The sequence below is a fragment of the Micromonospora sp. H33 genome (assembly GCF_052068455.1).
Classification (GTDB): domain Bacteria; phylum Actinomycetota; class Actinomycetes; order Mycobacteriales; family Micromonosporaceae; genus Micromonospora.
The window spans coordinates 55,413-82,410 of the sequence record NZ_JBQHDE010000006.1; the positions used below are offsets into that span (position 1 = coordinate 55,413).

General features: G+C 72.4%; 25 protein-coding genes. 5 read left to right on the plus strand and 20 right to left on the minus strand.

Annotated features, from left to right (window positions below; translation table 11 throughout):
- The first annotated feature begins 18 nt into the window (after positions 1-18).
- The gene (locus ACTMS0_RS15970; RefSeq protein WP_441155974.1) at positions 19-531 is read left to right on the plus strand and encodes a PaaI family thioesterase; all 513 of its coding nucleotides are present in this window, start codon (positions 19-21) and stop codon (positions 529-531) included.
- A gap of 52 nt (positions 532-583) precedes the next feature.
- Here the strand turns inward: ACTMS0_RS15970 and ACTMS0_RS15975 are convergent, their stop codons facing one another.
- The 3 genes from ACTMS0_RS15975 to ACTMS0_RS15985 all read right to left on the minus strand — a co-directional run bounded on the left by ACTMS0_RS15975 (position 584) and on the right by ACTMS0_RS15985 (position 3,711).
- Positions 584-1,519, minus strand: coding sequence for an acyl-ACP desaturase (locus ACTMS0_RS15975; protein ID WP_441155975.1), 936 nt, complete (start codon positions 1,517-1,519; stop codon positions 584-586).
- 90 nt (positions 1,520-1,609) lie between these two features.
- Positions 1,610-2,938, minus strand: a complete 1,329-nt coding sequence (gene hisS / locus ACTMS0_RS15980) for a histidine--tRNA ligase (protein ID WP_441155976.1) — start codon at positions 2,936-2,938, stop codon at positions 1,610-1,612.
- Positions 2,939-2,991: 53 nt separating this feature from the next.
- Positions 2,992-3,711 (minus strand): MBL fold metallo-hydrolase, encoded by a 720-nt coding sequence (locus tag ACTMS0_RS15985; protein WP_441155977.1) that lies wholly within the window; start codon positions 3,709-3,711, stop codon positions 2,992-2,994.
- Between the two features lie 269 nt (positions 3,712-3,980).
- On the opposite strand from ACTMS0_RS15985, the gene ACTMS0_RS15990 reads away from it, so the two are divergent.
- Positions 3,981-4,859 carry a peptidylprolyl isomerase gene (locus tag ACTMS0_RS15990; RefSeq protein ID WP_441155978.1) on the plus strand — a complete coding sequence of 293 codons (879 nt, stop codon included), beginning with the start codon at positions 3,981-3,983 and terminating at the stop codon, positions 4,857-4,859.
- 100 nt (positions 4,860-4,959) lie between these two features.
- Complete coding sequence (locus tag ACTMS0_RS15995; protein ID WP_441156210.1) at positions 4,960-5,736, plus strand: peptidylprolyl isomerase; 777 nt, start codon at positions 4,960-4,962, stop codon at positions 5,734-5,736.
- 87 nt (positions 5,737-5,823) lie between these two features.
- Here the strand turns inward: ACTMS0_RS15995 and ACTMS0_RS16000 are convergent, their stop codons facing one another.
- The 9 genes from ACTMS0_RS16000 to ACTMS0_RS16040 all read right to left on the minus strand — a co-directional run bounded on the left by ACTMS0_RS16000 (position 5,824) and on the right by ACTMS0_RS16040 (position 15,629).
- Positions 5,824-8,280, minus strand: coding sequence for a RelA/SpoT family protein (locus ACTMS0_RS16000; RefSeq protein WP_441156211.1), 2,457 nt, complete (start codon positions 8,278-8,280; stop codon positions 5,824-5,826).
- A 236-nt stretch (positions 8,281-8,516) separates the two neighbouring features.
- Positions 8,517-9,083 carry an adenine phosphoribosyltransferase gene (locus ACTMS0_RS16005; RefSeq protein WP_441155979.1) on the minus strand — a complete coding sequence of 189 codons (567 nt, stop codon included), beginning with the start codon at positions 9,081-9,083 and terminating at the stop codon, positions 8,517-8,519.
- 87 nt (positions 9,084-9,170) lie between these two features.
- The gene (gene secF / locus ACTMS0_RS16010) at positions 9,171-10,361 is read right to left on the minus strand and encodes a protein translocase subunit SecF (RefSeq protein ID WP_441155980.1); all 1,191 of its coding nucleotides are present in this window, start codon (positions 10,359-10,361) and stop codon (positions 9,171-9,173) included.
- 1 nt (position 10,362) lies between these two features.
- Positions 10,363-12,267, minus strand: coding sequence for a protein translocase subunit SecD (gene secD / locus ACTMS0_RS16015; RefSeq protein ID WP_441155981.1), 1,905 nt, complete (start codon positions 12,265-12,267; stop codon positions 10,363-10,365).
- Between the two features lie 261 nt (positions 12,268-12,528).
- Positions 12,529-12,867 (minus strand): preprotein translocase subunit YajC, encoded by a 339-nt coding sequence (yajC, locus tag ACTMS0_RS16020; RefSeq protein WP_441155982.1) that lies wholly within the window; start codon positions 12,865-12,867, stop codon positions 12,529-12,531.
- Positions 12,868-13,005: 138 nt separating this feature from the next.
- Positions 13,006-14,070: a Holliday junction branch migration DNA helicase RuvB gene (gene ruvB / locus ACTMS0_RS16025; protein ID WP_441155983.1), complete on the minus strand. Its 1,065-nt coding sequence runs from the start codon at positions 14,068-14,070 to the stop codon at positions 13,006-13,008.
- Positions 14,067-14,669: a Holliday junction branch migration protein RuvA gene (ruvA, locus tag ACTMS0_RS16030; RefSeq protein ID WP_441155984.1), complete on the minus strand. Its 603-nt coding sequence runs from the start codon at positions 14,667-14,669 to the stop codon at positions 14,067-14,069. Before ruvA ends, ruvB begins: the two co-directional genes overlap by 4 nt.
- Positions 14,666-15,193, minus strand: a complete 528-nt coding sequence (gene ruvC / locus ACTMS0_RS16035; protein WP_441155985.1) for a crossover junction endodeoxyribonuclease RuvC — start codon at positions 15,191-15,193, stop codon at positions 14,666-14,668. The genes ruvA and ruvC overlap by 4 nt, the downstream gene beginning before the upstream one ends.
- Before the next feature lie 106 nt (positions 15,194-15,299).
- The gene (locus ACTMS0_RS16040) at positions 15,300-15,629 is read right to left on the minus strand and encodes a DUF1905 domain-containing protein (RefSeq protein ID WP_441155986.1); all 330 of its coding nucleotides are present in this window, start codon (positions 15,627-15,629) and stop codon (positions 15,300-15,302) included.
- Positions 15,630-15,869: 240 nt separating this feature from the next.
- Between ACTMS0_RS16040 and ACTMS0_RS16045 the strand changes: the two genes are divergently transcribed.
- Both ACTMS0_RS16045 and ACTMS0_RS16050 read left to right on the plus strand, forming a co-directional pair.
- Complete coding sequence (locus ACTMS0_RS16045; RefSeq protein ID WP_441155987.1) at positions 15,870-16,652, plus strand: 3-hydroxybutyrate dehydrogenase; 783 nt, start codon at positions 15,870-15,872, stop codon at positions 16,650-16,652.
- A 14-nt stretch (positions 16,653-16,666) separates the two neighbouring features.
- Positions 16,667-18,586 carry a helix-turn-helix domain-containing protein gene (locus ACTMS0_RS16050; RefSeq protein WP_441155988.1) on the plus strand — a complete coding sequence of 640 codons (1,920 nt, stop codon included), beginning with the start codon at positions 16,667-16,669 and terminating at the stop codon, positions 18,584-18,586.
- 58 nt (positions 18,587-18,644) lie between these two features.
- Here ACTMS0_RS16050 and ACTMS0_RS16055 read toward each other — a convergent pair whose 3' ends face one another.
- From ACTMS0_RS16055 to ACTMS0_RS16090, 8 genes are all read right to left on the minus strand, one after another.
- Positions 18,645-19,253 (minus strand): TetR/AcrR family transcriptional regulator, encoded by a 609-nt coding sequence (locus ACTMS0_RS16055; protein ID WP_441155989.1) that lies wholly within the window; start codon positions 19,251-19,253, stop codon positions 18,645-18,647.
- A gap of 11 nt (positions 19,254-19,264) precedes the next feature.
- Positions 19,265-20,827: an MFS transporter gene (locus ACTMS0_RS16060; RefSeq protein WP_441155990.1), complete on the minus strand. Its 1,563-nt coding sequence runs from the start codon at positions 20,825-20,827 to the stop codon at positions 19,265-19,267.
- Positions 20,828-20,975: 148 nt separating this feature from the next.
- A complete protein-coding gene (locus ACTMS0_RS16065) occupies positions 20,976-21,992 on the minus strand; it encodes a branched-chain amino acid ABC transporter permease (RefSeq protein ID WP_441155991.1) in 1,017 nt (338 codons plus the stop codon).
- On the minus strand, positions 21,989-22,870 hold the full coding sequence (locus ACTMS0_RS16070) for a branched-chain amino acid ABC transporter permease (protein WP_441155992.1): 882 nt from the start codon (positions 22,868-22,870) through the stop codon (positions 21,989-21,991). Before ACTMS0_RS16070 ends, ACTMS0_RS16065 begins: the two co-directional genes overlap by 4 nt.
- Positions 22,867-24,126 carry an ABC transporter substrate-binding protein gene (locus ACTMS0_RS16075; RefSeq protein ID WP_441155993.1) on the minus strand — a complete coding sequence of 420 codons (1,260 nt, stop codon included), beginning with the start codon at positions 24,124-24,126 and terminating at the stop codon, positions 22,867-22,869. Before ACTMS0_RS16075 ends, ACTMS0_RS16070 begins: the two co-directional genes overlap by 4 nt.
- Positions 24,127-24,171: 45 nt before the next feature.
- Positions 24,172-24,864, minus strand: coding sequence for an ABC transporter ATP-binding protein (locus tag ACTMS0_RS16080; protein ID WP_441155994.1), 693 nt, complete (start codon positions 24,862-24,864; stop codon positions 24,172-24,174).
- Positions 24,851-25,612 (minus strand): ABC transporter ATP-binding protein, encoded by a 762-nt coding sequence (locus tag ACTMS0_RS16085; protein WP_441155995.1) that lies wholly within the window; start codon positions 25,610-25,612, stop codon positions 24,851-24,853. The genes ACTMS0_RS16080 and ACTMS0_RS16085 overlap by 14 nt, the downstream gene beginning before the upstream one ends.
- Positions 25,613-25,903: 291 nt before the next feature.
- Positions 25,904-26,941, minus strand: a complete 1,038-nt coding sequence (locus ACTMS0_RS16090; protein ID WP_441155996.1) for an aminotransferase class V-fold PLP-dependent enzyme — start codon at positions 26,939-26,941, stop codon at positions 25,904-25,906.
- Positions 26,942-26,998 lie beyond the last annotated feature (57 nt).

The window sequence follows — 26,998 nt, forward strand, 5'->3', positions numbered from 1 at the left end:
GACTGCGAGGCTGAGTCCATGACCCAGACGCAGGACCGCAGCCGTACGTTCTCCTGGTCCGACCCCGGCATCAACGCCGCCCAGCTCGGCCGGCGCAGCGGCCTCGACCTGCTGCGCGCGATGATCGCGGGCGAGCTCGCCGCGCCGCCGATCATGCACCTGGTCGACATGGCCCGGATGGAGGCCGAGGAGGGCTGGGTCGCCGTCGAGCTGGTGCCGCAGGAGTTCCACTACAACCCGCTCGGCACCGTCCACGGTGGCGTCATCTCCACGCTGCTGGACACGGCCGCGGCCTGCGCCGTGCACACCACCCTGCCGGCCGGCGTGGGCTACACCTCGCTGGACCTGAACGTGAAGTTCCTCCGCCCGGTCACCGTCGACTCCGGCACCCTGCGCTGCGAGGGCACGGTCCTTCAGCGCGGTCGCCGCACGGCCCTGGCCGAGGCCCGCCTCACGGACACCAAGGGCCGCCTGATCGCCCACGCCACGTCCACCTGCCTGCTCTTCCCTCTCGACTCCCCCACGCCCTGACCCCGCCCTCCACTCCGCAGGGACGCCGCCGGCACCCGGGGCACGAGAAGCCTCAGCCGCGGGCGGCCTGGCGGGCGTGGCGGGCATCGCGCTTCTCCTCGAAGCGGGACGCGGCGCGCTCCAGGTCGTCGAGGTGGGCGGCGATCTGCTCGCGGGCGGCTTCACCGTCGGCGTTCAGACCGGTGACCTTGAAGATGTCCCACTGGCGCAGCACCGGGACCACCACGTCGTCGCGGTGCTGCCGCAGGTCGTAGATGCCGGCCAGGGCGATCGCCACCGACTTGCGGGTGAAGCCCTCGATGCCGTTGCCCGGCATCTGGAAGTCGGCCAGGACGTCGGCCACCGCCCGCATCGCCTGGCTCGGGGCCAGTTCGAAGGCCGCGCCGAGCAGGTTGCGGTAGAACACCATGTGCAGGTTCTCGTCGGCGGCGATCCGGGCGAGCAGCGCCTCGCACCGCGGATCGCCGGTGACCTTGCCCGTGTTGCGGTGCGAGATCCGGGTGGCGAGTTCCTGGAACGACACGTACGCGAGCGAGTGCAGCATCTCCTCGTCGTGGGCGTTGTGGAAGCCGTTGGACATGTGCGTCATCCGGGCCCGTTCCAGGGCCACCGGGTCGACGGCACGGGTCACGGTCAGGTAGTCCCGGATCGCCGTGCCGTGCCGCCCCTCCTCGGCGGTCCACCGGTGCACCCAGGTCCCCCAGGCACCGTCCCGACCGAAGAGCGTGGCGATCTGGTGATGGTACGAGGGCAGGTTGTCCTCGGTGAGCAGGTTGACGATCAGCGCGGTGCGCGCCACCTCGGGGATGGTGGAGTCCTCCGGAACCCACGCCTCCCCGCCCAGCGGCCCGTCGAAGGTGCGCCCCTCGCTCCACGGCACGTACTCGTGCGGGAACCACTCCTTTGCCACCGACAGGTGCCGGTCGAGGTTCTTCTCGACGACGGCGTCAAGTTCGTGCAGCAGGGCGGTCTGGCTGAGGATGGTCATGGCGATCTCCCTACGGTGGCGTAACTTACGCCACCGTAGGTGCGATCGGCCGTCCGCGCCAGTCGTGTCCCACCGGAGCGCCGGGCCGGCTCAGCTCACCAGGGGCTTCAGGTCCACCACCGGGGGCGTCCACACGCCCACCTCCGCCGGCGCCTGCGCACCGGAACGGATGTCCTTCACCTCGTCGGCCGCGCCGTCGACGCCGGGGAACCACACGTACGGGATGCCGCGCCGCTCGGCGTACCGGATCTGCTTGCCGAACTTCGCCGCGCTCGGCGACACCTCGGTCGGCACGCCCCGCGACCGCAGCGCCTCGGCGACCCGGTTGCTCACGGCCCGCGACTCCTCGCTGTGCACCGCCACCAGCACGCAGGTCGGCACGTCCCGCGACACGGTCAGCGCGCCCGCGCCGAAGAGCAGGCCGAGCAGGCGGGTCACCCCGATGGAGATGCCCACGCCGGGGAAGCGGACGTTCCCGGAGGCGGCGAGGTTGTCGTACCGGCCGCCGGAGCAGACCGAACCGAACCGCTCGTACCCGACCATCTGCGTCTCGTAGACGGTGCCGGTGTAGTAGTCCAGGCCGCGCGCGATGCGCAGGTCCGCCACGCACAGACCGGGGGCGTGCTCGACGGCGGTCTCCATCACCCGGACCAGCTCCTCGATGCCCTCGTCGAGCAGCGGGTGATTCACCCCGAGCGCCCGCACCGCGTCGGCGAACGACGCGTCCGGCGCGGAGATCTCCGACAGCGCCAGGACGGCCTTGGCCTGCGCCTCGCTCGCGCCGGCCGTCTCGGCCAGCAGCTCGGCGACCTTGGCCGGGCCGATCCTGTCGAGCCGGTCGACGGCGCGCAGCGCCGCCTCCGGGTCCTCGATCCCGATGCCCCGGTAGAAACCCTCGCAGATCTTGCGGTTGTTGACCTGGATACGGACCGGCGGGATGGGCAGCGAGCGCAGCGCGTCGCCGATGACCAGCGGCATCTCCGCCTCGTGGTGCGGGGCGAGGGTGTCCCGGTCGACGATGTCGATGTCGGCCTGGAGGAACTCCCGGTACCGGCCCTCCTGCGGCCGCTCGCCCCGCCACACCTTCTGGATCTGGTAGCGGCGGAACGGGAACTGCAGCTTGCCGGCGTTCTCCAGCACGTAGCGGGCGAACGGCACGGTCAGGTCGAAGTGCAGGCCGAGGGCGTCATCGCCGGCCGGGCCGTCGGTGTCGGCCTGCAACCGCCGGATCAGGTAGACCTCCTTCGAGGTCTCCCCCTTGCGCAGCAACTGGTCGAGGGGCTCGACCGCGCGGGTCTCCAGCGGCGCGAACCCGTACAGCTCGAAGGTGCTGCGGATCCGGTCCAGCACGTACTGCTCGATCATCCGCTGGGCGGGCGTCCACTCCGGGAAGCCGGAGATGGGCGTGGGCTTGCTCATGATGCTCCGTTCACAGAACCGCGCGATCCGCGCGGGAAGAATCGGTGCGGCCGCTACAGGCCGCGGGCGGGGGCCTCCGGTCGCGCGTCGCCGGTCCCGGCCACCTCGATGAGGTACGGGTTGGTCGCGCGCTCGCGGCCCATGGTCGTCGCGGGGCCGTGGCCGGGCAGCACGACGGTGTCGTCCGCCAGCGGGAGGATCTTGCTCCGCAGGCTGGTGAGCATCGCCGGCATGTTGCCGCCCGGCAGGTCGGTGCGGCCGATGGAGCCGGCGAAGAGCACGTCGCCGGAGAGGCAGATCTCGTCCGCCTCCCAGCGCGAGCCGGCGCCGGGCAACCGGAACAGCACCGACCCGCCGGTATGGCCCGGCGCGTGGTCGACGGTGATCTCCAGCCCGGCGAGGCTCAGCGTGGCGCCGTCCGCCAGCTCGGCGACGTCCTCCGGCTCCGTGTACGGCAGGCGCCCGCCGAAGAGCGCGGTGAGGTCGGCCGACAGCCCCTTCGCCGGGTCGGCGAGCAGCTCCCGGTCCCCCGGGTGCACGTACGCGGTGATCCCGCGGGCGCCGCAGACCGGCGCGACGGAGAAGGTGTGGTCGAGGTGGCCGTGGGTGAGCAGGACCGCGGCCGGGTGCAGCCGGTGCTCGGCCAGCAGCGCGTCGAGCCGGTCGAGCACGCCGATGCCGGGGTCGACCACCACGCACTGCTCCCCCGGCGCGGTGGCGACCACGTAGCAGTTGGTGCCGAAGGCGTCCGCGGGAAAGCCGGCAACGAGCACGTCCGCTCCCTTTCCGTCGATCTGTCGGGTCCCCGCCCGTGAGCCTAGTCGCCGGGGCGGACCGGTACTGCCGCGGTGGCGGCGACGGCCGGGGACGGGCTTCCGCCGGGAACAGTGACGATGCCCGATAGCCGCGGCGCGGACCTCGTACACCACGTTCCCAGCCACTGGCCGTACACTCTGGCGGGCGTGTGGCGTGGCGCACCTTGCCGACCCGACGGGCGCGCGCCCGTCCGCCACGGAACCAGGGTAGAGGAAGGGGAGCACGGGTGGCTTCCAGCAGGGACCGGCAGCGCAAACTCGCGCGGGCCAAGCTCGACCGGCAGATGGCCCGGCGGGCCGCCCGGGTCCGTCGCCGCCGGCAGATCCAGGCGGGTGTCGGCGTCGCCGTCGTCCTCGCGCTGATCGTGGTCGGCTCGGCCTGGGGCCTGGGCGCCTTCGACCGCGACCCGGCCGAGAACTCCGCCGCCGAGGACGTCTGCCTCTGGACGCCCCAGGACGCCACCGCGAACACCAACCTCAAGGACGTCGGCACCCCCGCCACCACCGGGCTGCCGACCGAGGGCGTCCGGACGATGACCGTCGTCACGAACCAGGGGGCCCCGGTCACCGCCGAGCTCGACGTCGCCAGTGCCCCGTGCGCGGTGGCGAGCATCTCGCACCTGGCCAGCCGCTCCTTCTACGACAACACCAAGTGCCACGAGATCACGACCGAGGGCGCGGTGCGCTGCGGTGACCCGAGCGGCACGGGGCTGGGCGGCCCGGCGTACTCGTTCTACGACGAGAACGTCCCCACCGCCGCTCCGTCCCCGTCGGCGAGCCCCGCGCCCGGCCAGCCCGCGACGTACCCGAAGGGCACGGTCGCGATGATCGGCAGCGCGCCGGGAGCGAACGGCAGCCAGTTCCTGATCTTCTTCAAGGACTTCACCACGGCCGACCCGAAGTACTCGATCGTCGGCCGGGTCACGTCCGGTCTCGACACCATCGAGAAGATCGGCAAGCTGCCGACCGTGGACAATGGGAACGGGGCCAAGGTCAAGCCCAAGGACGACGACGTGGTCGTCCAGAGCCTGACGGTCACGGAGCCGGCGGGGACGCCGACTCCGACGGCGTCGGCGGCCCCGGCGGCCAGCCCCAGCGCCGGCTGACGCGGCCGACCCACCAACCCGACACAGCGCAGGAGGATCAGGCGTGACGTCCACCAGAGAGCGGCAGCGCGCGGCGGCCCGCGCCCGGCTCGAGAAGGAGATGGCCGAACGGTCGGCCCGGGCGCGCCGACGTCGGCAGACCCAGGCGATCGTCGGGGCGGGCGCGGCCCTGCTGCTGGTGGTCGCCGGCACCGTCTGGCTGGTGTCCACCGTCGGCGACGACTCGTCGACCGACACGGCCGCACCGTCGGGCGCCGCCCAGTGCGCGTTCACCCCGATCGAGGCCGGCCAGCGGACCCCGCAGATCAAGGACGTCGGCCTGCCGGGCAACCAGCAGTCGAACACCGGCACCCAGACGCTCACGATCGACACCAACCTGGGGCAGATCATCGCCAAGGTCGACCGGTCCCGGACGCCGTGCACCGCCGGGAGCTTCACCCACCTCGCGGAGAAGAACTTCTTCGACAACACCAAGTGCCACCGGCTGGTGACCGAGGGCATCAAGGTTCTCCAGTGCGGTGACCCGAGCGCGACCGGCAAGGGCTGGCGGGAGACCGACGGCACCGGCGGCCCGAGCTACCGGCTCGCCGAGGAGAACCTGCCCACGGACAAGCGGCCCCCGTACCCGGAGGGCGTCATCGCGATGGCCAACTCCGGCCAGCCGGGCAGCACGGGCAGCCAGTTCTTCATCGTCTACGGCGACTCGCCGCTGGACCCGAACTACACGGTGCTGGGGACCATCACCAGCGGCATGGACATCGTGAAGCAGGTGGCGGCGGCCGGTGACGACAAGGCCTTCGCCCAGCAGGCCGGCGGTGGTCACCCGAAGAAGGAGATCACCATCACGAACCTCGCCATGAGCGCCCCCCAGGGCTGACCCTGGGACACGGAAGCGCCCCCGGCCGTCGGCCGGGGGCGCTTCCGTGTGCGGGAGTGGGCCTGTCGCCCCTCGCGCCGGAGTCGGTCAGGCGCCGGAGGTCACCCGGTACGCGTCGAAGACGCCGTCGACCTTGCGGACCGCCGCCAGCAGGTGGCCCAGGTGCTTCGGGTCGGCCATCTCGAAGCTGAACCGGCTCACCGCCACCCGGTCCCGGGTGGTGGTGACGGTGGCGGAGAGGATGTTGACCCGCTCGTCGGAGAGCACCCGCGTCACGTCGGCCAGCAGCTTGTGCCGGTCGAGCGCCTCCACCTGGATGGCGACCAGGAACGTCGACGCGCTGGTGAGCTTCCAGCTCACCTCGACGACCCGCTCGCTCTGCGCCCGCAGGTCCTCGGCGTTGGCGCAGTCGTCCCGGTGCACGCTCACCCCGCCGGAGCGGGTGACGAAGCCGAAGACCGCGTCCGGCGGGACCGGGGTGCAGCAGCGGGCCAGCTTGATCCAGACGTCGCTGACGCCCCGGACCACCACGCCCGGGTCGGCGCTGCTCTGCCGGCTGCGCGGGGGCCGGGTGGCGACGGCGGTCTCGGCGATGTCCTCCGCCGCGCCCTCCTCGCCACCGTACGTGGCCATCAGCTTCTGCACCACCGACTGGGCAGAGACCTGGCTGTCGCCGACCGCCGCGTACAGCGAGGCCACGTCGGCCAGGTGCAGGTCCCGGGCGATCGCCATCAGCGCGTCGGAGGTGAGCATCCGCTGCAGGGGCATGCCCTGCTTGCGCATGGCCTTGACGATCGCGTCCTTGCCCTCCTCGATCGCCTCCTCGCGCCGCTCCTTGTTGAAGTACTGGCGGATCTTCGTCCGCGCCCGCGGGCTCTTGACGAAGCCCAGCCAGTCCTGCGTGGGACCGGCCGTCTCGGACTTCGAGGTGAAGATCTCGATCACGTCGCCGTTGGAGAGCGTCGACTCCAGCGGCACCAACTTGCCGTTGACCCGGGCCCCGATGCACTTGTGCCCGACCTCGGTGTGCACCGCGTACGCGAAGTCCACCGGCGTCGACCCGGTCGGCAGCGGGATGACGTCACCCTTCGGGGTGAAGACGTACACCTCCTGGCTGGACAGGTCAAAGCGCAGCGCGTCGAGGAACTCGCTCGGGTCGGCCGCCTCCCGCTGCCAGTCCAGCAGCTGGCGCAGCCACGTCATCTCGTCGATGTGCGCCGGCGGCCCGACGATCTGCGTGCCCTTGTGCTCCTTGTACTTCCAGTGCGCGGCGATGCCGAACTCGGCGGTGCGGTGCATCGCGTACGTGCGGATCTGCATCTCGACCGGCTTGCCGGTCGGCCCGATGACCGTCGTGTGCAACGACTGGTACATGTTGAACTTGGGCATGGCGATGTAGTCCTTGAACCGGCCCGGCACCGGCTGCCAGTTGGCGTGGATCACGCCCAGCGCCGCGTAGCAGTCCCGCACCGTGTCGACCAGGATCCGCACGCCGACCAGGTCGTAGATGTCGTTGAAGTCGCGGCCCCGCACGATCATCTTCTGGTAGATCGAGTACAGGTGCTTCGGCCGGCCGGTGGTCTCCGCCTTGATCTTGGCGGCCTTCAGGTCGGTCGACACCTTCTGGGTGACCTGGCGCAGCAGCGCCTCCCGCTGCGGCTGGTGCTCCCCGATCAGGCGGTTGATCTCCTCGTACCGCTTCGGGAACAGGGTGCCGAACGCCAGATCCTCAAGCTCCCACTTGATGGTGTTCATACCGAGGCGGTGCGCCAGCGGAGCGAGGATCTCCAGCGTCTCCTTGGCCTTCTGCTCCTGCTTCGGGCGGGGCAGGAAGGTCAGGGTCCGCATGTTGTGCAGCCGGTCGGCGAGCTTGATCACCAGGACCCGCGGGTCCTTGGCCATGGCGACGACCATCTTGCGGATCGTCTCGGCCTTGGCCGCGTCGCCCAGCTTGACCTTGTCGAGCTTCGTCACGCCGTCGACGAGCAGCGCGACCTCGCCGCCGAAGTCGGCGCGCATCTGGTCGAGCGTGTACTCCGTGTCCTCGATGGTGTCGTGCAGCAGCGCCGCCACCAGCGTCGTGGTGTCCATCCCCAGGTTGGCCAGGATGGTCGCCACCGCGAGGGGGTGGGTGATGTAGGGGTCGCCGGACTTGCGGTACTGCCCGGAGTGCCAGCGGGCTGCGGTGTCGAAGGCGCGCTGGAGCAGCCGCGCGTCGGCCTTGGGGTGGGCGTCCCGGTGGGTCGAGATCAGCGGCTCCAGCACCTCGCTGACCTGCGAGGACTGCCAGGGCGCGTTGAAGCGGGCGAGTCGGGCCCGGACCCGCCGGCCGGTGGGCGCGTTGGAGAGCGCGAACCCGCCACCTGGCGAGGGGTCGGGCGAGAGGTCAGCCCGGATCGGGACGACGACCCCCTCGCTCCCGGCGGTCGTGCCGGAGCGGATGGCGTCCGTCGCGCCGGAGGCGTTGCCGGGGCCGTTCACCCGGGCGTCACCGTTCCGGTCGGTCACCGAGCCGTCACCTGTCGGGTGCACCGTGCCCTCCACCGGAGGGGCGACATCGTGGGACACCGGCCTCCTCACCGCTCGCCGGGATGCGCCGGCCGTGCGGCCGACGTCGTGTTCAACCGGCCGTCGGGCCGGTATTGTTCCGCGCCGGCCCCCGGCCGGCGCCGGCCGAACGGTCACCCGTCCGGTCAGCAAAGGGCAATGCTACCCGCACGCACGGTGCCCCGCCGCTCCGCCGGACGGACCGCACCGGGTCCGCCCGACGGCTGTGGTGCTCAAACGGTCAACAGGGCATGGACCGGACGCGGGGCCAGCCGCTCCCGGCCGCCGAGGAAGCCCAGCTCCAGCAGCACCGTGAACCCCGCCACGGTGCCGCCGGCCCGCTCGACGAGGTCGAGGGTGGCCTCGGCGGTGCCGCCGGTGGCGAGCACGTCGTCCACCACCAGCACCCGGTGCCCGGCGGTGAAGGCGTCCTGGTGCACCTCGAGGGTGGCCTCGCCGTACTCAAGGTCGTAGGAGGCCGAGTACGCCGGGCGGGGCAGCTTGCCCGCCTTCCGCACCGGCACCACGCCGACCCCGGCCGCGTACGCGATGGCCGCCGCGATCACGAACCCGCGCGCCTCGATCCCGACCACCGCGTCGAACGAGTCCCGCCCGTGGTGGCCGATGATCCCGTCGACGACCTCCCGGAACGCGTCACCGTCGGCGAAGAGCGGCATCAGGTCCTTGAACATGACGCCGGGCTTCGGGAAGTCGGGCACGTCCAGCACCCGGCTGGCCACCAGCTGGGCGACCTCGCGGCCGCTGTCTCCCCGTACCCCGGTGCTGTGGGTCTCCGTCACGGCAGTATCCGTTCCCTTCCACGACGACGGCGTCCTCCCTGCTGCTCGCACAGCATGAAGGACGCCGTCGGACCGATCTGCGCCGGGTCAGCGCCGCTTGCCACCCGGACGGTTGCCGCCGCCACCGGCGGGACGCCCGCCCCGGGCGCCGGACGGCCGCTTGCCAGCCGGCCGCGCGCCCACCTTCGGTGCCGCACCGGCCAGCGCCGCCGCCTCCGCGTCGACCGGCTCGTCGGTGCTCTCCGCCGACCGCGGCGCGCCCTTCGGCGTCACCTCGCCGCGCTCGATCGCGGCCCGGCGGGCCTGGACCCGCTTGTTGTGCGCCTGGATCCGCGGGTCGCGGTTCTTCAGGAGCACCAGCAGCGGGGTGGCCAGCAGGATCGAGGTCAGGAACGCCACCGCCATACCGACGAAGAGCACCAGACCGAGGTCCTTGAGGGTGCCCGCGCCGAGCAGGAACGCGCCGATGAACAGGATCGAGCCGACCGGGAGCAGCGCGACCACCGAGGTGTTGAACGAGCGCATGAGGCTCTGGTTCAACGCCAGGTTCGCCGCGTCGCCGTACGTCCGGTTGCTGTTGGCGGTGATCCCCCGGGTGTTCTCCTGCACCTTGTCGAAGACCACCACCACGTCGTAGAGCGCGAAGCCCAGGATCGTGAGGAACCCGATGACCGTGGACGGCGTGACCTCCAGGCCGACCATCGAGTAGATGCCGGCGGTGAGAACCAGGTTCATCACCAGCGACGCGATCGCCGCGACGGCCATCTGCCACTCGAAGCGCAGGACCAGGTAGATCGACACCACCGCGAGGAAGATGACCAGACCGAGCAGGGCACGGGAGGTCACCTGGTCACCCCAGGCCTTGCTGACCCGGTCGCCGGAGATCTGCTCCACCGGGAGCCCGAACGACTCGGCCAGGTCCGCCCGGACCGCCGCGTCCTGCTCGGCGTCGAGCTGGGTGGTCTTCAGCTCGTAGACCTCACCGCCGGTGCCGCCGCCCACCTTCTGCGCGGTAACCACCCGGGAGCCCTCGGCGTCCTCGGCGAGGACCGCCTTGGCGCGGGACTCGACCTCGTCGAGCGTGCCGGCGCTGGCGGGCACCCGCAGCACGTTGCCGCCAGCGAACTCGATGCCCGGGTTGAAGCCCTTGATCAGGAAGCTCGCGAGAGCGAGCAGGATGAGCACCACCGCGGTGATGAACCACACCTTGCGGCGACCGACGACGTTGAGGCCGGCCTCGCCCCGGTAGAGGCGGCTAGCAAGACCACTTCCCGCCATCTCAGGCCTCCTTCACGCGCGGGTTGCGGGTCTTGGCCTGCTCGGTCCGGGCTGGCAGCACCCGGCCCAGACCACTCACCCGCGGGGACAGGAACGCCCGGGTCCGGGCGAACATCGTCATGATCGGGTGCCGGAAGAGGAAGACCACGACCAGGTCGAGTACGGTCGCCAGGCCGAGCGCGAAGGCGAAGCCCTTCACCGCGCCGACCGAGACGATGTAGAGCACCACCGCGGACATGATGGTGATGGCGTTCGCCGAGATGATCGTCCGGCGTGCCCGCACCCAGGCCCGGGAGACCGCGCTGCGTGGGCTCCGGCCCTCCTGGATCTCGTCCTTGAGCCGTTCGAAGTAGATGACGAACGAGTCCGCCGCCACACCGAGCGAGACGATCATGCCGGCGATGCCGGCGAGGGTCAGGGTGAAGCCGATCTGCCGGCCGAGCACCACCAGCGCGCCGAAGACCAGCAGCGCCGACAGCACCAGGCTCAGGAAGATCACCGAGCCGAGCAGGCGGTAGTAGAAGAACGAGTAGATGATGACCAGCAGCATGCCGATGCCGGCCGCGAGCAGGCCGGCCCGCAGGTGGCTGGCCCCCAGGGTGGCGGTCACGTTCTGCGACTCGGCCGCCTCGAAGGTCAGCGGGAGCGCGCCGTAGCGCAGCTGACCGGCCAGCTCGCTGGCGTCGCGCTGGGTGAAGTTGCCGGTGATCTGGGAGTTGCCGGTCAGCACGCCCTGGATCTCCGGCGACGAGACGACGTCGTTGTCGAGCACGACGGCGACCCGACACTTGCCGGTGTCGCCGAGGGCGGTGGCGTCACAGGCCTGGCCCTCGTTGTTGAACGCCTCGCGGGTCAGGTTGGTCCACTTCTCCTGGCCGGGACCGGTGAAGTCCAGGCTGACCACCCACTGGTTGGTCTGGTCGAGAACCGCGCTGGCGTCATCGACGTCGGTGCCGAGCACCTTGGCCTGGTCGAGCAGGTACTTGAGGGCGCCGTCCTCGCAGGAGACGACCTGCTGGTCCGGGGTGGAGATCGACGCCGGCGGGCGCGCGTCGAGCTGGGCGCAGGTGATCTGCGGGACGTTGAACTGCATCTGCGCCGGCAGCACCGCGACCTCGCGCGGGCTCAGCGACGCGAACGGCTTGAGCTTCTCACCCAGCGACGGGTCGGTGGTCAGGTCGGCCGGGGCCTGCAGGCCGCTGGCGGCTGCCCAGGCGGCCGCGCCGACCTTCTGCTCGACCGCCTTGCGCTGCTCCTGCACGTCGGCCGCGACCGGCTGGGCGCTGCCGCTCGGCGACGGCGCCGCAGCGCTCGGAGTGGCCGACGGGGTGGCGCTGGCGCTCGGCGCCGGGGCACCGCCGCCCTGGCCACCGCTCGGCGACGGGGTCGCCTTCACGCTGGACGACGGGGAGGGCGTGGCGCTGCCCGAGGGGGCGGGCGAGGCGCTGCCGGAAGGCGTGGCGGTCGGGCTCGGCGCCGGGGCGGCCGCCGCGCCGCTGCCGTCGGCGACCTTGAGCACCTTGCGGAAGCGCAGCTCGGCCGCGCTGCCGACCTCGGTCAGGTCCCGGTTCTCACCGGGCAGGGAGATCACGATGTTCCGGTCGCCCTCGGTGACCACCTCGGCCTCGGCGACGCCGAACGCGTTGACCCGGCTCTCGATGATGCGCCGGGCCTCCTCGAGGTTCTCGTTGGTGGGGGCCTGGGCCTGGCCGTCGACGCTGTTGGTCGCCTCCAGCGTGAGCCGCGTCCCGCCGACCAGGTCGAGGCCGAGACGCGGCTCCAACCGGTCCTTCCAGCCACCGCTGGCGCCGCCCGAGAAGAACACCAAAAGATAGAGGACGACGAAGATGAGCCCGAGCACGGCCAACTGCCGTCCGGGGCGCATCTGTCCCTGAGGTGGTGCCACGGCTGTCCTGTCTCCCTGTACGGTCGGCCGCCGCTGCGGCGGCGAGGTCGGCCGGCCTGCCGGCCCGACGGTTACCCGAACCGACGTGGCGAGCGGCACCACCGGCGACCGGCCGACGCGGAGGGGCGTCAACGGTCGTGCGGGCGTGCCGACGCCCGGCGTCGGCCCTACTATCCAATTTTGTCGACGCGCCCGCTGCCCCGTGGGCGGTCCGGCCGGATCCCGGCGGGACGGCCGGTCACCCGCCGGGCGGGCACGACGTCACTCCTTGACGACGTCCGCGTCGTCGGCGGCCGACTCCGCCGGACGCTCCGCCTTGGTGGACACCCGCGCGATCGCGGGGCGGGCGTAGCGGGTCTGCACGCCGGGGGCGACCTCCAGCAGGACGGTGTCGTCGTCCACGTCGGTGACCGTGCCGTAGAGCCCGCCGATGGTCACGACCTCGTCGCCCGGCGACAGGGCGGACTGCATCGCCGCCGCTTCGCGGCGCCGCTTCTGCTGCGGACGGATCATCATGAAGTACATGACGCCGAACAGCAGGGCGATCATGAGGATGGGTGTGAAGCCGCCGGCGCCGCCGGCCGATTGTGCGTAAAGCACCGTGGTAGACCTTCCCATTGGCCCCCGGACCGGCACGAGGGCGCCGGAGCGGAGGCGGATTCTCACGTCCTGTACAGACCGCGGCGAGTCTAATCCCTGCACCTGGGAACGCCGAATGCGGCACAGATCACGTTCACATCACGGCTGATCGGGCTCCACGGAGAACAGATCGGGCACGGGAGGGGCATCCGTGCCAAATATACCATTTGGCGGCGTACGCCCCAGGTGCCGCCAGGCAGCCTCGGTGGCGACCCGGCCGCGCGGCGTACGGGCGAGGAGGCCGGCGCGGACCAGGAACGGCTCGCACACCTCCTCCACCGTGTCCGGCTGCTCCCCCACCGCGACCGCGAGGGTGGACAGGCCCACCGGGCCGCCGCGAAACGAGTCGACCAGCGCGCTGAGCACCGCCCGGTCCAGCCGGTCCAGCCCGAGCGCGTCGACGTCGTACACGGTGAGGGCGGCCCGCGCGTTCTCCCGGTTGACCACGCCGTCGGCCCGGACCTCGGCGAAGTCCCGGACCCGGCGCAGCAGCCGGTTGGCGATCCGGGGGGTGCCCCGCGACCGGCCGGCGATCTCGGCGGCGCCGTCGTCCGTGATCGGCACGCCCAGGATCCGCGCCGAGCGGTGCAGCAGCGTCTCCAGGTCGGCCGGTGCGTAGAAGTCCAGGTGCGCGACGAAGCCGAACCGGTCCCGCATCGGGCCGGTGAGCAGGCCGGAGCGGGTGGTCGCGCCGACCAGCGTGAACGGCTCCACGTCCAGCGGGATGGCGGTGGCCCCGGGTCCCTTGCCGACCACGACGTCGACCCGGAAGTCCTCCATCGCGCTGTAGAGCAGTTCCTCTGCCGGCCGGGCGATCCGGTGGATCTCGTCGATGAAGAGCACGTCGCCCTCGGCGAGGCTGGTCAGGATGGCGGCCAGGTCGCCGGAGCGCTCGATGGCCGGGCCGCTGGTGACGCGGATGCCCGAGCCCAGTTCCGCGGCGACGATGTTGGCGAGGCTGGTCTTGCCGAGGCCGGGCGGCCCCGAGAGCAGGATGTGGTCGGGCGGGCTACCGCGCCGCATCGCGCCCTGGAGCAGAAGGTCGAGCTGATCGCGGACGCGGTCCTGGGCGATGAACTCAGACAGCCGCCGCGGCCGGACGCTGGCCTCCGCGTCCCGTTCCGCGTCGCTGACGTACGCCGAGACCAGGTTGTCGCCGGTCACCGGGTGCGACCCAGCAGTCGGATCGCCTGCTTGAGCAGGACCGGCACCGGCGGGACGGCCCCGTCGATGGTCTCCGCCACCGCGGCGACCGCCTGGTCGGCCTGACCGGCCGTCCACCCGAGACCGACCAGGGCCTGCCGGACCTGCTCGGGCCAGGCGCCGGTGGTGACGCCGGCCGCGCCGTCGACGCCCACCGGGACCGGACCGATCCGGTCCCGCAGCTCCAGGACCAGCCGCTCGGCGCCCTTCTTGCCGATGCCCGGTACGCGGGTCAGCGCGGCGGTGTCGGCGTTGGCGATGGCCTTGCGGACCGCGTCCGGGGTGTGCACGGCGAGCACGGCCTGGGCGAGCCGGGGGCCGACCCCGCTGGCGGTCTGCAACAGTTCGAACAGGGCCTTGGCGTCGTCGTCGGCGAACCCGTAGAGGGTCAGCGAATCCTCGCGGACGACCAGGCTGGTGGCGAGGCGGGCCGGCTGGCCGACCCGCAGCTCGGCGATCGTGCCCGGGGCGCACTGCACCGCCAGGCCCACGCCGCCGACCTCGATCACGGCGTGGTCCGGACCGGTCGCGGTCACCACGCCGCGGACGCTGGCGATCATCGCGCTCCTCCTCGTCGTACGCGGTCGGCCGCGGCGGCCAGCTTCGATCGGGTGCCGCCGCGCCACACGTGGCAGATGGCCAGGGCGAGGGCGTCGGCGGCGTCGGCCGGGCGGGGCGGCTCGGGCAGCCGCAGCAGCCGGGTCACCATGGCGGTCATCTGGGCCTTGTCGGCCTGACCGGAACCGGTCACCGCCGCCTTCACCTCGCTCGGCGTGTACGTCTGCACCGGCAGCCCGGCGCGGGCGCCCGCGAGCACCGCGATGCCGCTGGCCTGCGCGGTGCCCATCACCGTGCGCACGTTGTGCTGGCTGAAGACCCGCTCGACGGCGACGCTGTCCGGCCGGTGCTCGGCGACCAGGTCGGTGAGCGACCGGTCCAGGTGCAGCAGCCGCACCGGCAATTCGTCGGCAGGGTCGGTGTAGACGACGTAGTAGGCGATCAACGCGCAGGGCCGCCCGGGCACGCCCTCGACGACGCCGACCCCGCACCGGGTCAGGCCCGGGTCGATGCCGAGCACGCGCACGCCGCCCCCTCCCCGACCGCCAGCAGTACATGCGTTCGACACACTACCGATGCGGCCAGCGCTACGCGCCATCGGACACGCCGCGCCCCGCACGGACAGGCAGGCGTCAGCGGCGGGTCGGGTCGACCTCGATCGTCACCGTCACCGGGTCGCCGTCGTCCTTGCCGACGCGGACTCGGACGGGCACCGGGAGCAGCCAGCCGGCTTTCCGGTCCCGCCAGACACTCGTCGACCAGGTGCGGCCGTCGACGGTGGCGGTCACCGGCACCCGCCCGAACGGCCCGGCGGCGGCCGGCGCGTGCGCGGCCGGCACCGGGGCGAAGACCCAGCCGCCCGCCCCCGACCACCGCACCAGCGTCGCCTCGAACGCCTCGGCCCCGGCCGGCCCCGCGTCGCCCGTCCGCTCCGCGTCGCCGGTCCGCTCCCCCTCGCCCATCCGCTCCCCTTCGCCGCCCAACGACCCGGCGAGCCTCCCACCACCCTCCGACACCCGCGGGGGCCACGTCGATCGCGCACCGGCCGGTGTCCGGACCGGCGGGCCCGGACCGCACTGTCGCGGTCAGCGGATCGAGGCCGGACAGGCGTGCACATGGGCGCCCCGCCACACACACTGTGGGGCGAGTATGTGTCGCGGCCCCATGTGCGCCCGGCCACACAGCTCGTAGTTTCTTGCGCCATGACGGTAGAACCCGTGGCGGTCCCCCACGTCGTACACGTCGACCTCGCAGGTCGTACCGCCCTGGTGACCGGGGGCGGCAGTGGCATCGGGCGGGCGTGTGCCCTTCGGCTCGGCGCGGCCGGCGCCAACGTCCTGGTGGTGGACCGCAACGTGGAGGCGGCCAAGGCGGTCGCCGCGGAGGTCGGCGGGCGCGCCGAGGGGATCGACCTGGCCGACCCGGAGGCGGTGGGGCGGCTCGACGCCGACATCGACATCGTGGTGAACAACGCCGGCCTCCAGCACGTCGCGCCGGTGCAGGAGTTCTCCGTCGAACGCTTCGAGTACCTGCACCGGGTGATGGTGGAGGCGCCGTTCCTGATCATCCGCCGGGCGCTGCCGCACATGTACGCCAGGGGCTGGGGCCGCATCGTCAACATCTCCTCCGTGCACGGGTTGCGCGCCTCCCCCTACAAGGCGGCGTACGTGTCGGCGAAGCACGCCCTGGAGGGCCTGTCGAAGGTGGTCGCGCTGGAGGCCGCGGCGCACGGCGTCACCGCCAACTGCATCAACCCGGCGTACGTGCGCACCGCGCTGGTGGAGAGCCAGATCGCCGACCAGGCGGCCACCCACGGCATCCCGGAGACCGAGGTCGTCGAGCGGATCATGCTGGCCCGGGCGGCGATCAAGCGGCTGATCGAGCCGGAGGAGGTCGCCGAACTGGTCGCGTACCTCTGCTCCCCGCCGGCGGCCTTCATCACCGGCGCGTCGATCGCCCTCGACGGGGGCTGGACGGCGAACTAGTGGCGTCGCGCACAATGTCGCTCATGTCGTCGCCGGTGGAGTTCCTGGAGCTGCTCGCGCGGGAGGCGGCCGCGGTCGAGTTCGAGGGTCCGCTGGTCGCCGCGCGCGCCGCCGGCCTGCCCGCCGACCGGCTGGCGGAGCTGGAGCAGGCCAAGACGGTGGCGCTGCGGGTCCGCGCGCTGCTGGAGCGCCGGCGCCGCCGGGAGATCGAGCTCTCCGGCCTGTACGACACGGCCAGCGACCTGGCCGGGCTGCGCGACCTGGACGACGTGCTGCGGGCGATCGTGCACCGGGCCCGGAGCCTGCTCGGCACCGACGTGGCCTACATGACGCTCAACGACGAGGAGCACGGCGACACGTACATGCGGGTCACCGACGGCTCGATCTCGGCGCGTTTCCAGCGACTGCGGCTGCCGATGGGCGCCGGCCTGGGCGGGCTGGTGGCCCAGAGCGGCACCCCGTACGCCACCGCGAACTACCCGGAGGACGAACGGTTCCACCACACCGGGGAGATCGACGCCGGGGTGGGCGAGGAGGGCCTGGTGGCGATCCTCGGGGTGCCGCTGCGGCTCGGGTCGACCTCGATCGGCGTGCTCTACGCGGCCAACCGCTCGGCCCGGCCGTTCGCCCGGGAGGAGGTCGCGCTCCTGGTCTCCCTCGCCGCGCACGCCGCGGTGGCGATCGACACGGCCCGGCTGCTCGCCGAGACCCGCTCGGCGCTGGAGGAGCTGTCGGCGGCGAACACCACCATCCGGGCGCACAGCACCTCGGTGGAGCGGGCCGCGGCGGCCCACGACCGGATGACCGCGCTCGTGCTGCGCGGCGGCGGGGTGGAGGACGTCGCGGCCGCCGTGACGGAGGTGCTCGGCGGTGCCCTGCTGGCGCTGGACGCCGAGGGCCGGCTGCTGGCCCGGGTGGGTGAGATAGAGGAGCCGGACCGGGCGGACATGGTGGAGGCGGTGGCGGCGTCGCGTACGGAGGGGCGCAGCGTCCGCCGGGGTCCGCTCTGGTACGCGGCGGTGGTGGCCGGCGCGGAGAACCTGGGCGCGCTGGTGCTGCGTCCGGACGGGGAACTGGTCGACGCCGACCAGCGGATCCTGGAGCGGGCGTCCCTGGTGACCGCGCTGCTGCTGCTGTTCCGGCGGACGGTCGCCGAGGCGGAGGGGCGGGTCCGCGGCGAACTGCTCGACGACCTGATCGCCCGCCCGCTGCGGGACACCGACGCGCTGCGCAGCCGGGCGCGCCGGCTCGGCGTGGACCTGGACGCCCCGCACGTGCTCGTCTGCGTCGGCGACGACGCGATCGCCGCGACCGGCTCGGCCCGGCTGCGCGTGCTGTCCTGGGCCACCACGTACGCCTCGACCCGGGGTGGGCTGGCGGCGGCGCGGGACGGCCGGGTGGTGCTGATGCTGCCCGGCAAGGACGCGGGTGGTGCGGCCCGTGCGGTGGCGCGCGACCTGTCCCGGATCACCGGGCGGCCGGTGACCGCCGGGGCGAGCGGCCCGTCCACCGGCCCGGCCTCGCTGGCCGGCACCTTCCGCGAGGCGGACCGCTGCCTGACCGCGTTGGGCGCGCTCGGCCGGGCCGGGCAGGGCGCCAGCACCGACGAGCTGGGCTTCGTCGGGCTGCTGCTGGGCGCGGTGGGCGACGGCGGTGACAAGGACGTGGCCCGGTTCCTGGACGCCACCGTCGGCGCGGTGGTCGACTACGACGCCCGCCGGGGCACCGCGCTGGTGAAGACGCTGGAGGCGTACTTCGGGGTGGGCGGCAGCCTGGCCCGCGCGGCGGAGCAGTTGCACGTGCACGTCAACACGGTCACCCAACGCCTGGAGCGGGTGGGGCAGCTGCTCGGGGCGGACTGGCAGCGGCCGGAGCGGGCGCTGGAGGTGCAGCTCGCGCTGCGGCTGCACCGCCTGCGCCACCCGATCGGCTGAGCCCCCGGAGGGCCTCCGGGCCCGCCGACCGCGCCGACGACGGGCGGACCCGCTGCGGTCAGCGGGCCCGGATGCCCTCCAGGACCCCGTCGACGATCTTGTCGGGCAGGGTCGTCTCGTCGAGGTCCGGGTGCCAGCGCAGCATCCGCTGCACCAGCAGGGGTCCGGTGAGCATCGCCAGGGTGACTTCGATGTCGAGGTCGGGGCGGAGCTCGCCGGTGCGGACCCCCCGTCGCAGCACCTCGCGCATCAGCGCCCGGCGGGGCTCGATGATGTTCTGGTAGAGCTCGTACTGCTCCGGGCGCCGGTTCATCTCGGGCACCAGGCAGGGCATGATCCGCGCGGCGCGGGGGTCGATGTTGTGGCCGACCGCGCCGAGCAGCAGCACCAGGTCGTCGCGGACCGAGCGGCCGCCGAGCTCGGGGAGACCGCCCTTGAGCGTACGCAGGGCGTCGCGCAGCAGCGCGTCCTTGCCCGGCCAGCGGCGGTAGATCGTGGCCTTGCCGACCCCGGCCCGGGCGGCGATGGCCTCGACCGAGATCGCCTCGATGGTGCTGCCCTCGGCGAGCAGGTCCAGGGTGGCCTCGATGATGGCTTCGTCCGCGCGGACGCTCCGCGGCCGACCGGGCGGCCGCGGAGCGTCGGCGGTGGAGGTCATGGCGGACATTGTCCCCGAACCTACGCGGTCCCGGCCAACTCGGGTTCGCCGGTCGGCGTGGCCGCCGGGGCGGCCGGCCGGCCGGGCATCCAGCGCAGCGCGACCAGGATGCCGAGCCCGGCGACCACCGCCGACCCGACGGCCGCCGCGTGCATCGCCGCGACGAACGCGTCGTTGGCCACCGCGATGAGTTGTGGCGCCGCGGGGCCGGCCTGCGTCGCGGCGGCGTACGCCCCGGAGATGGACTCGCCGGCGGTCTCCCGCGCTCCGGCGGGCAGCTCCCGGAGCGCGCCGTCGACGTCGGCGCGGTAGACCGCGGAGAGCACCGCACCGAGCACGGCGACGCCGAGCGCGCCGCCCACCTGCCGGACGGTGTTGCTGACCGCCGAGCCGACCCCGGCCTTCTCCCGGGGCACCGCCGACATGATCGACTCCATGGCCGGCGGCATGATGTTGGCCATCCCGACGCCCTGGACGAAGAAGACCACCGCGACCGCCCAGATCGGGGTCGACGCGTCGACGACCGCGAACGCCGCGAGCGCGAGCGTGGTCAGCGTCAGCCCGACCGCGGAGACGGCCTTGGCGCCGTACCGCTGCACCATCGTCGCGCTGCGCGGCGCGAAGGCGAGCTGGGCCGCGGCGAAGGGCAGGAACAGCAGGCCGGTCTCCAACGGGCTGTAGCCCCGGACCAGTTGCAGGTAGAAGGAGCTGAAGAACATCACGCCCATGGCGGCGAAGAAGACCAGCCCGATCATTGCGACCGGAGCGGCGAAGCGCGGCACCCGGAACAGCCGGACGTCCAGCGAGGGGTGGTCGCTGCGCCGCTCGGCCAGGACGAACGTGGTGAGCACCGCCAGCCCGCCGAGGATCGACGCCCACACCACCGGCCGACCGAAGCCGTGCTCACCGCCGTCGATGATGCCGTAGGAGAGCGCGACCAGGCCGACCACGGAGAGCACGACGCCCACCAGGTCGACCCGGCCCGGGTTCGGGTCGCGGGACTCGGGCACCAGCAGGGTGACCAGGACCAGGCCGAGCGCGACGACCGGCACGTTGATCAGGAAGACCGATCCCCACCAGAAGGTCTCCAGCAGGGCGCCGCCGAGCACCGGGCCGATCGCGACCGCCAGCCCGACCGCGCCGGCCCAGACCCCGATCGCCCGGGCCCGCTCCCGGGGATCGAACACGTTGGAGATGATCGAGAGGGTCACCGGCATGATGGCCGCGCCGCCGACCCCCATCAGGGCGCGGGCCGCGATCAGCTGCGCGGGGCTCTGCGCGTACGCCGACAGCAGCGACGCGAGCCCGAAGAGCGCCAGCCCGATCAGCAGGAAGCGGCGCCGCCCGGCGCGGTCGCCGAGCACGCCGAAGGTGAAGAGCAGCCCGGCGAAGACCAGCGTGTAGGAGTTGATCGACCATTCCAGCTCGCCCTGGGTGGCGCCGAGCCCGTGCACCGGGTCGGCGAGCGTCCGCAGCGCGACGTTCAGGATGGTGTTGTCGAGGACGACCACGAGCAGGCTGATCACCAGCACGCCGAGGATCGCCCACCTCCTTGGGTGTCCGGTGTTCTCGTCTGGTGGCATCTGCGGCTTTCCCCGGTTTCCCGTTTCGATACGGGTCAGACTCGTAACTGGGCTCAGCCTAGGCACCTGATTAACGATACGGAACCGATCCGTATCTGATGTGTTCGCCGTCACTCACGCCAGCGGACGGGCAACGTGCGGGGACGGCTCACTTCCGGCGGGACGCCCACCAGCGCAGGGCCAGCGCGGAGGCCGTACCCCAGATGCCGCGCCGGAACAGCAACACGACGAGGACGAAGATGCCGCCGGTGACCAGCCCGATCGTCTCGAAGCCGGAGAACGACAGCCAGTCCTCCAGGCGGACGACGATGCCCGCGCCGAGCACGCCGCCCCAGAGGGTGCCGATCCCGCCGAGCACCACCACGATCACCGCCTTGCCGGAGGTGGTCCAGTGCAGGACCTCCAGCGAGACGAAGCGGTGGCCGACGGCGAACAGCCCGCCGCCGAGGCCGGCGATGAAGCCGGAGAGCACGAACACGGTCAACTTGTAGCGGTGCACCGGGTAGCCGAGCGCGCGGGCCCGGGCCGGGTTGTCCCGGATGCCGACCAGCACCCGGCCGAACGGCGAGTGGACGATCCGCCAGGCGCCGGCCAGGCCGAGCAGCACGATCGGCAGGATCGCGTAGTAGAAGTAGTAGTCGTCGCTGAGGTCCAGCCCGAACAGTTCCCGCGGCACGCCCTGGAGGCCGTTCTCGCCCTGGGTCACCGACCGCCACTCGTTGGCGACGTAGTAGACCATCTGCGCGAAGGCCAGGGTGACCATGGCGAAGTAGATGCCGGTCCGCTTGACCGCCAGGTAGCCGATCGGCACGGCGAGGACCGCCGCGGCGAGCGCCCCGGCGAGCACGGCCACCGGGAACGGCAGGCCGACGTGGATCGCCACCAGGCCGGTCACGTACGCCGACGCTCCCCAGAACGCGGCGTGCCCGAAGGACATCAGCCCGGTGAAGCCGAGCAGCAGGTCCACCGCTACGGCGAAGAGCGCCCAGCAGAGGATGTCCACCGCGACCGCCGGGTAGAGGCCGTTGGGCAGCCACAGCGCCACCACCAGAGCCGCCGCGAGCAGCGCGTACCGGACCCAGCCGGGGGCGCGGGCGACGGTGACCAGCCCGGACGGTACGGAAGGGCGGGAGGCGCCCGCCTTGGTGTCCACGGTGCTCGTCATGCCGGTGCCTCCTCACGGCCGAACAGCCCAGCCGGGCGCCAGAGCAGCACGGCGGCCATCACGATGAAGACGATCGTCTGGGACACGATCGGGAAGGCGGACAGGTACGCCTCGCCCCACGCCTGCACCAGGCCGATGCCGAAGCCGGCGGCGACCGAGCCGAAGATCGAGCCCAGTCCGCCGATCACCACCACGGCGAAGACCACGATGATGAGATCGGCGCCCATCAGCGGGTTCACCGCCCGCATCGGCGCGGCCAGCACGCCGGCCAGCCCGGCCAGCCCGATGCCGAAGCCGAACACGGGGGTGACCCAGCGCCCGACGTTGATGCCGAACGCACGGGTCAGCTCCGGCCGCTCGGTCGACGCGCGGACCACCATGCCGACCCGGGTGCGGGTCAGCGCCCACCAGACGCCGACGCAGACCGCCACCGCGAAGCCGAGGATGAACACCCGGTACGTCGGGAAGTCGAAGAGCCCGAAGTCCACCGACCCGCTCAGCGCGGACGGGGTCTCGTACGGGCTGGACTGCACGCCGTACTGGAGCTTCACCAGGTCCTGGAGGATCAGGGTGAGGCCGAAGGTGAGCAGGAAGTTGTAGAGCGGGTCGAGCCGGGTGAGCCGGTGGATGAAGGCCCGTTCGAGGGCCATGCCGATCAGCGCGAGCCCCAGCGGCATGATCACCAGGGCCGCCCAGAACGGCACGCCCGCCTCGGTGAGCAGCACGTACGCGCCGAACGCACCGAGCATGTAGAACGCGCCGTGGGCGAAGTTGACCACACGGAGCATGCCGAAGATGACCGCGAGCCCGAGGGCGAGCAGGGCGTAGAACGCCCCGCTCACCAACCCGTTGAACGTGTTCTGGAGAAAACCGGTCACAGCTTGCAGTCCGGGGACGGGGTACGGAAGGCCTCCGCGGCCGGGATGGTCTTCAGGACCTTCACGTAGTCCCACGGCTCGGTGACCTCGGACTGCGGCTTCACCTGGGCCAGGTACGCGTCGTGGATCACCCGGTGGTCCTCGGCGCGGATCTTGCCATTACGCAGGAAGACGTCGTTGACCTCCTTGCCCTCCAGCTCCTTGACCACCGTGTCGGCGTCGTCGGTGCCGGCGGCCTGCACGGCCTCCAGGTACTGCATCGCCGCCGAGTAGTTGGCCGCGTGCGCGAACGACGGCCGGGTGCCGGTCTCCTTCTGGAACCGGTCGGCGAACTCACGGTTCTGCTGGTCGAAGTTCCAGTACCAGGCGTCGGTGTAGGTGGTGCCGGCCAGCGCCGCCGGGGTGAGCGAGTGGATGTCGGTGATGAACATCAGCCCGACGGCCAGCCCGACGCCCTTCTCCCGGAGCTTGAACTCGTTGTACTGCTTGACCACGTTGACCAGCTCCGCGCCGGCCTGCATGGTGCCGAGCACGTCCGGCTTCGGGTTCAGCGTCGGCGCCTTGAGCAGGAACGTGGAGAAGTCCCCGCTGGTGTTCGGGAAGGGCGCCCCGTCCTTGCCGACGACCTTGCCGCCGGCGGCGGTGATCGCGGTGGAGAAGCTCTTCTCCATGTCCTGACCGAAGGCGTAGTTCGGGTAGAGGATGTACCAGTTCTTGCCGACCTGCTCGGTCGTGGTCTTCCCGGTGCCGTTGGCCAGCATGTACGTGTCGTACGCGTAGTGGAACGTGTACTTGTTGCAGCTCTTGCCGGTCAGGTCGGTGGTCGCCGCGCCGATGTTGAAGTAGAGCTTCTTCTTCGCCTTCGCCACGTCGGCCACCCGCAGCGCCGCCGACGAGGTGGGCACGTCGAGGATGATGTCGGCGCCCTGACGGTCGTACATCTCCTGGGCCTTGCTGTTGGCCACGTCCGGCTTGTTCTGGTGGTCGGCGGTCTCCACGGTGATGTCCTTCGCGACCGCCTTGTCGCCGTGCTTCGCCTTGAAGTCGGCGATGGCCATCTCCACGGCCTTGACCGAGTTCTTGCCGGACAGCTCCGAGTACGCGCCGGACTGGTCGTTGAGCACGCCCAGCACGATTTTGCCCCCGGTCAGCTTCTCGTCGCCGCCCGACTGGGGACCACCGCCGCCGCAGCCGGCGACCACCATCATCGCGGCCGCCGACGCGGCGGCCACACCCACCGTCCTACGCATGCTCATCCCTTTCGTCCGCGCGCCGCGCGGGGTCGGTCGTCAGAAGAGAAATCAGATACCGAGGTACGACAGCAGTTCGCGTTCCCGCGACCGCACCTCGGAGTTGTCCATCGCCTCCGCGATGCGTCCCTCGGCCAGCAGGTAGTGCCGGTCGGCGACGCCGGTGGCGAAGTGCAGGTTCTGCTCGACCAGCAGCACGGTCACGCCGTGCTTCTTGGCCTCGCGCAGGAGGTCGCCGACCTGCTGCACGAGCAGGGGCGAGAGCCCCTCGGTCGGTTCGTCGCAGAGCAGCAGCCGGGCGCCCATCCGCAGCACCCGGGCCAGCGCCAGCATCTGCTGCTCGCCGCCGGAGAGCATGGTGGCGGCCGAGTCGCGCCGCTCGTAGAGGGCGGGGAACGCCTCGTACACCCGCTCCAGCGACCACGGGTCCGGCCCCACCGTCGGCGGCAGGGTCAGGTTCTCCGTCACCGTCAGCGTGGCGTAGCTGCCCCGGTCGTCCGGCACCCAGCCGAGCCCCAGCCGCGCCCGCTTGTGCGCCGGCAGCTTGCTGACGTCGCGTCCGTCCAGCTCGACGGTCCCCCGAAGACCCGCGTGCAGGCCCATGACGCAGCGCAGCAGCGTGGACTTGCCGGCGCCGTTGCGGCCGACGAGCGTCACCACCTCGCCGGCCTTCACCTCCAGGCCGACCTCCCGCAGCACCTGCGCCTCGCCGTACCAGGCGGACAGGTTCTCAATGCGCAGCATCAGCGGCTCCCAGGTAGGCGGTGATCACGCGCTCGTCGGTGCGGACCTGCTCGTACGGGCCCTCGACCAGGACCTTGCCGGCCTGCAGGACCGTGACGGTGTCGGCCAGCCGCCCGACGACGCTCATGTTGTGCTCGACCATCACGACGGTCCGGCCCTGCCGGACCCGGCCGATCAGGTCGACGGTGCGGTCGACGTCCTCGAGGCCCATGCCGGCGGTCGGCTCGTCCAGCAGCAGCACCTTCGGGTCGAGGGCGAGGGCGATCGCGAGCTCCAGGGCCCGCTTGCGCCCGTACGCCAGGGCCTCGGCGGGCGCCTCGGCCAGGTCGGCGAGGCCGACCATGTCCAACAGTTCGGCGGCCCGGTCGGTGTAGCGCCGCATGAGCTTCGCCGACCGCCAGAACCGCCAGCCCAGCCCGCTCGAGCTCTGCAACGCCAGCACGACGTGCTCCCGCGCGGACAGCTGCGGGAAGAGGCTGGTGATCTGGAACGAGCGGGCCACGCCGAGGCGGGCCACCTGCTCCGGCGCCAGCCCGGTGATGTCCCGGCCGGCCAGCTCGATCCGCCCGCCGGTGGGCGGGAGGAAGCCGGTGAGCAGGTTGAACAGGGTCGTCTTGCCGGCGCCGTTCGGGCCGACCAGCGCGTGCACGCTGTCCGCCGCGACGTCGAGGTCGACACCGTCGACCGCCCGGAAACCCCGGAAGTCGCGGGTCAGCCCGCGAGCCGACAGGAGCGCTTGCCCGGCCATCGCCACATCCTCCGCAGTTCTGCCGCGACGTCCGGTTCGGTGACCGTGGTCACAGGGCCGTCGCGTGCAGGAAACCTACGGCCGGGCCGGCGAACGCAGCCATGTTGACGGCCCACATAATCCCCGGCACCGAACCGGGCCCGGCCGCCACCCCGACCCCAGCCCGGGTCATTGAGGGAAGTGACTGTGTGCGCTCCCGCCCGTCCCGGCGTGGGCCGCCCACATCCCGCCGGCCGGTGACAGGTCACGCCGTGCCGGCGGTGATTCGGCGCTGCGTGGCGGCCGGATGGCTCACGCCGCGAGGGCGTCGAGGGCCAGATCGACGTCCTCGACGGTGGAGTAGAGGTGGAAGGACGCCCGGACCCGGCCGGCCCGGACCGCGGCCCGCACGCCGGCGCGTTCCAGCTTCTCCTGCGCGCCCGGCACCTCCACGGTGACGATCGCGCTGTCCCCCGGCGGCCGGCCCAGCCCGGTGAGGAACCGGTTGGCCAGCGCGACGTCGTGGGCGTGGACCGCCGGCACACCGATCTCCGCCAGCAGTTCCAGGGCCGGGGCGGCGCCGACCCAGCTGAACCAGGCCGGGGAGATGTCGAACCGTCGCGCGTCGTCGGCCAGCCGCAGCGGCGGGCCGTAGTAGGCGGCGTGCGGGTCGGCGCCGGCGTACCAGCAGGCGGCGTCGGGGCGCATCCGGTCGCGCAGCTCCGGCGCGTAGTACGCCAGGGCCACCCCGCGCGGCGCCATCAACCACTTGTACGCGGCGACCACCACCGCGTCGGCGAGCCCGGCGTCGAACGGGAGCCAGCCGCACGCCTGGGTGGCGTCGACCGCCACGAGGGCGTCGTGCGCGCGGGCGGCGGCCACGATCTCCTCGTACGGGGCCACCGTGCCGTCGGACGACTGCACCAGGCTGAACGCGACGAGGTCGGTGTCGGCGTCGATCGCGTCGACGAGACCGGCCAGGGGGACCGTGCGGACGCGGACCCCGCGCTGCTCCTGCACCAGCCAGGGGAAGAGGTTGGAGGTGAACTCGACCTCGGGGACCACCACGGTCGCGCCCGCCGGCAGCGCGGCCGCCACCGGCGCGACCAGCTGCGACGCCGTGCTGCCGATCGCCACGTCCCCGGCGGCCACCCCGGCCAGGCGGGCGAACGCGGCGCGGGTGCGCGAGGTGGAGGTGTCCCAGCTCTCCCACGCCATGCGCCCGACGCGCCAGCCGGCCAGCGCCTCCTGCAACGCCTCCCACGCCGGGTCGGGCGGCAGCCCGTAGCTCGCCGTGTTCAACCAGCCCGGCTGGGGCTGCCAGAGCTTCCGTGCCTGTTCGATCTCCACGCCGACGACGCTAGCGATCGCGACCGGCGGCGGGGCAGCGCCAATTCCACACTCCTG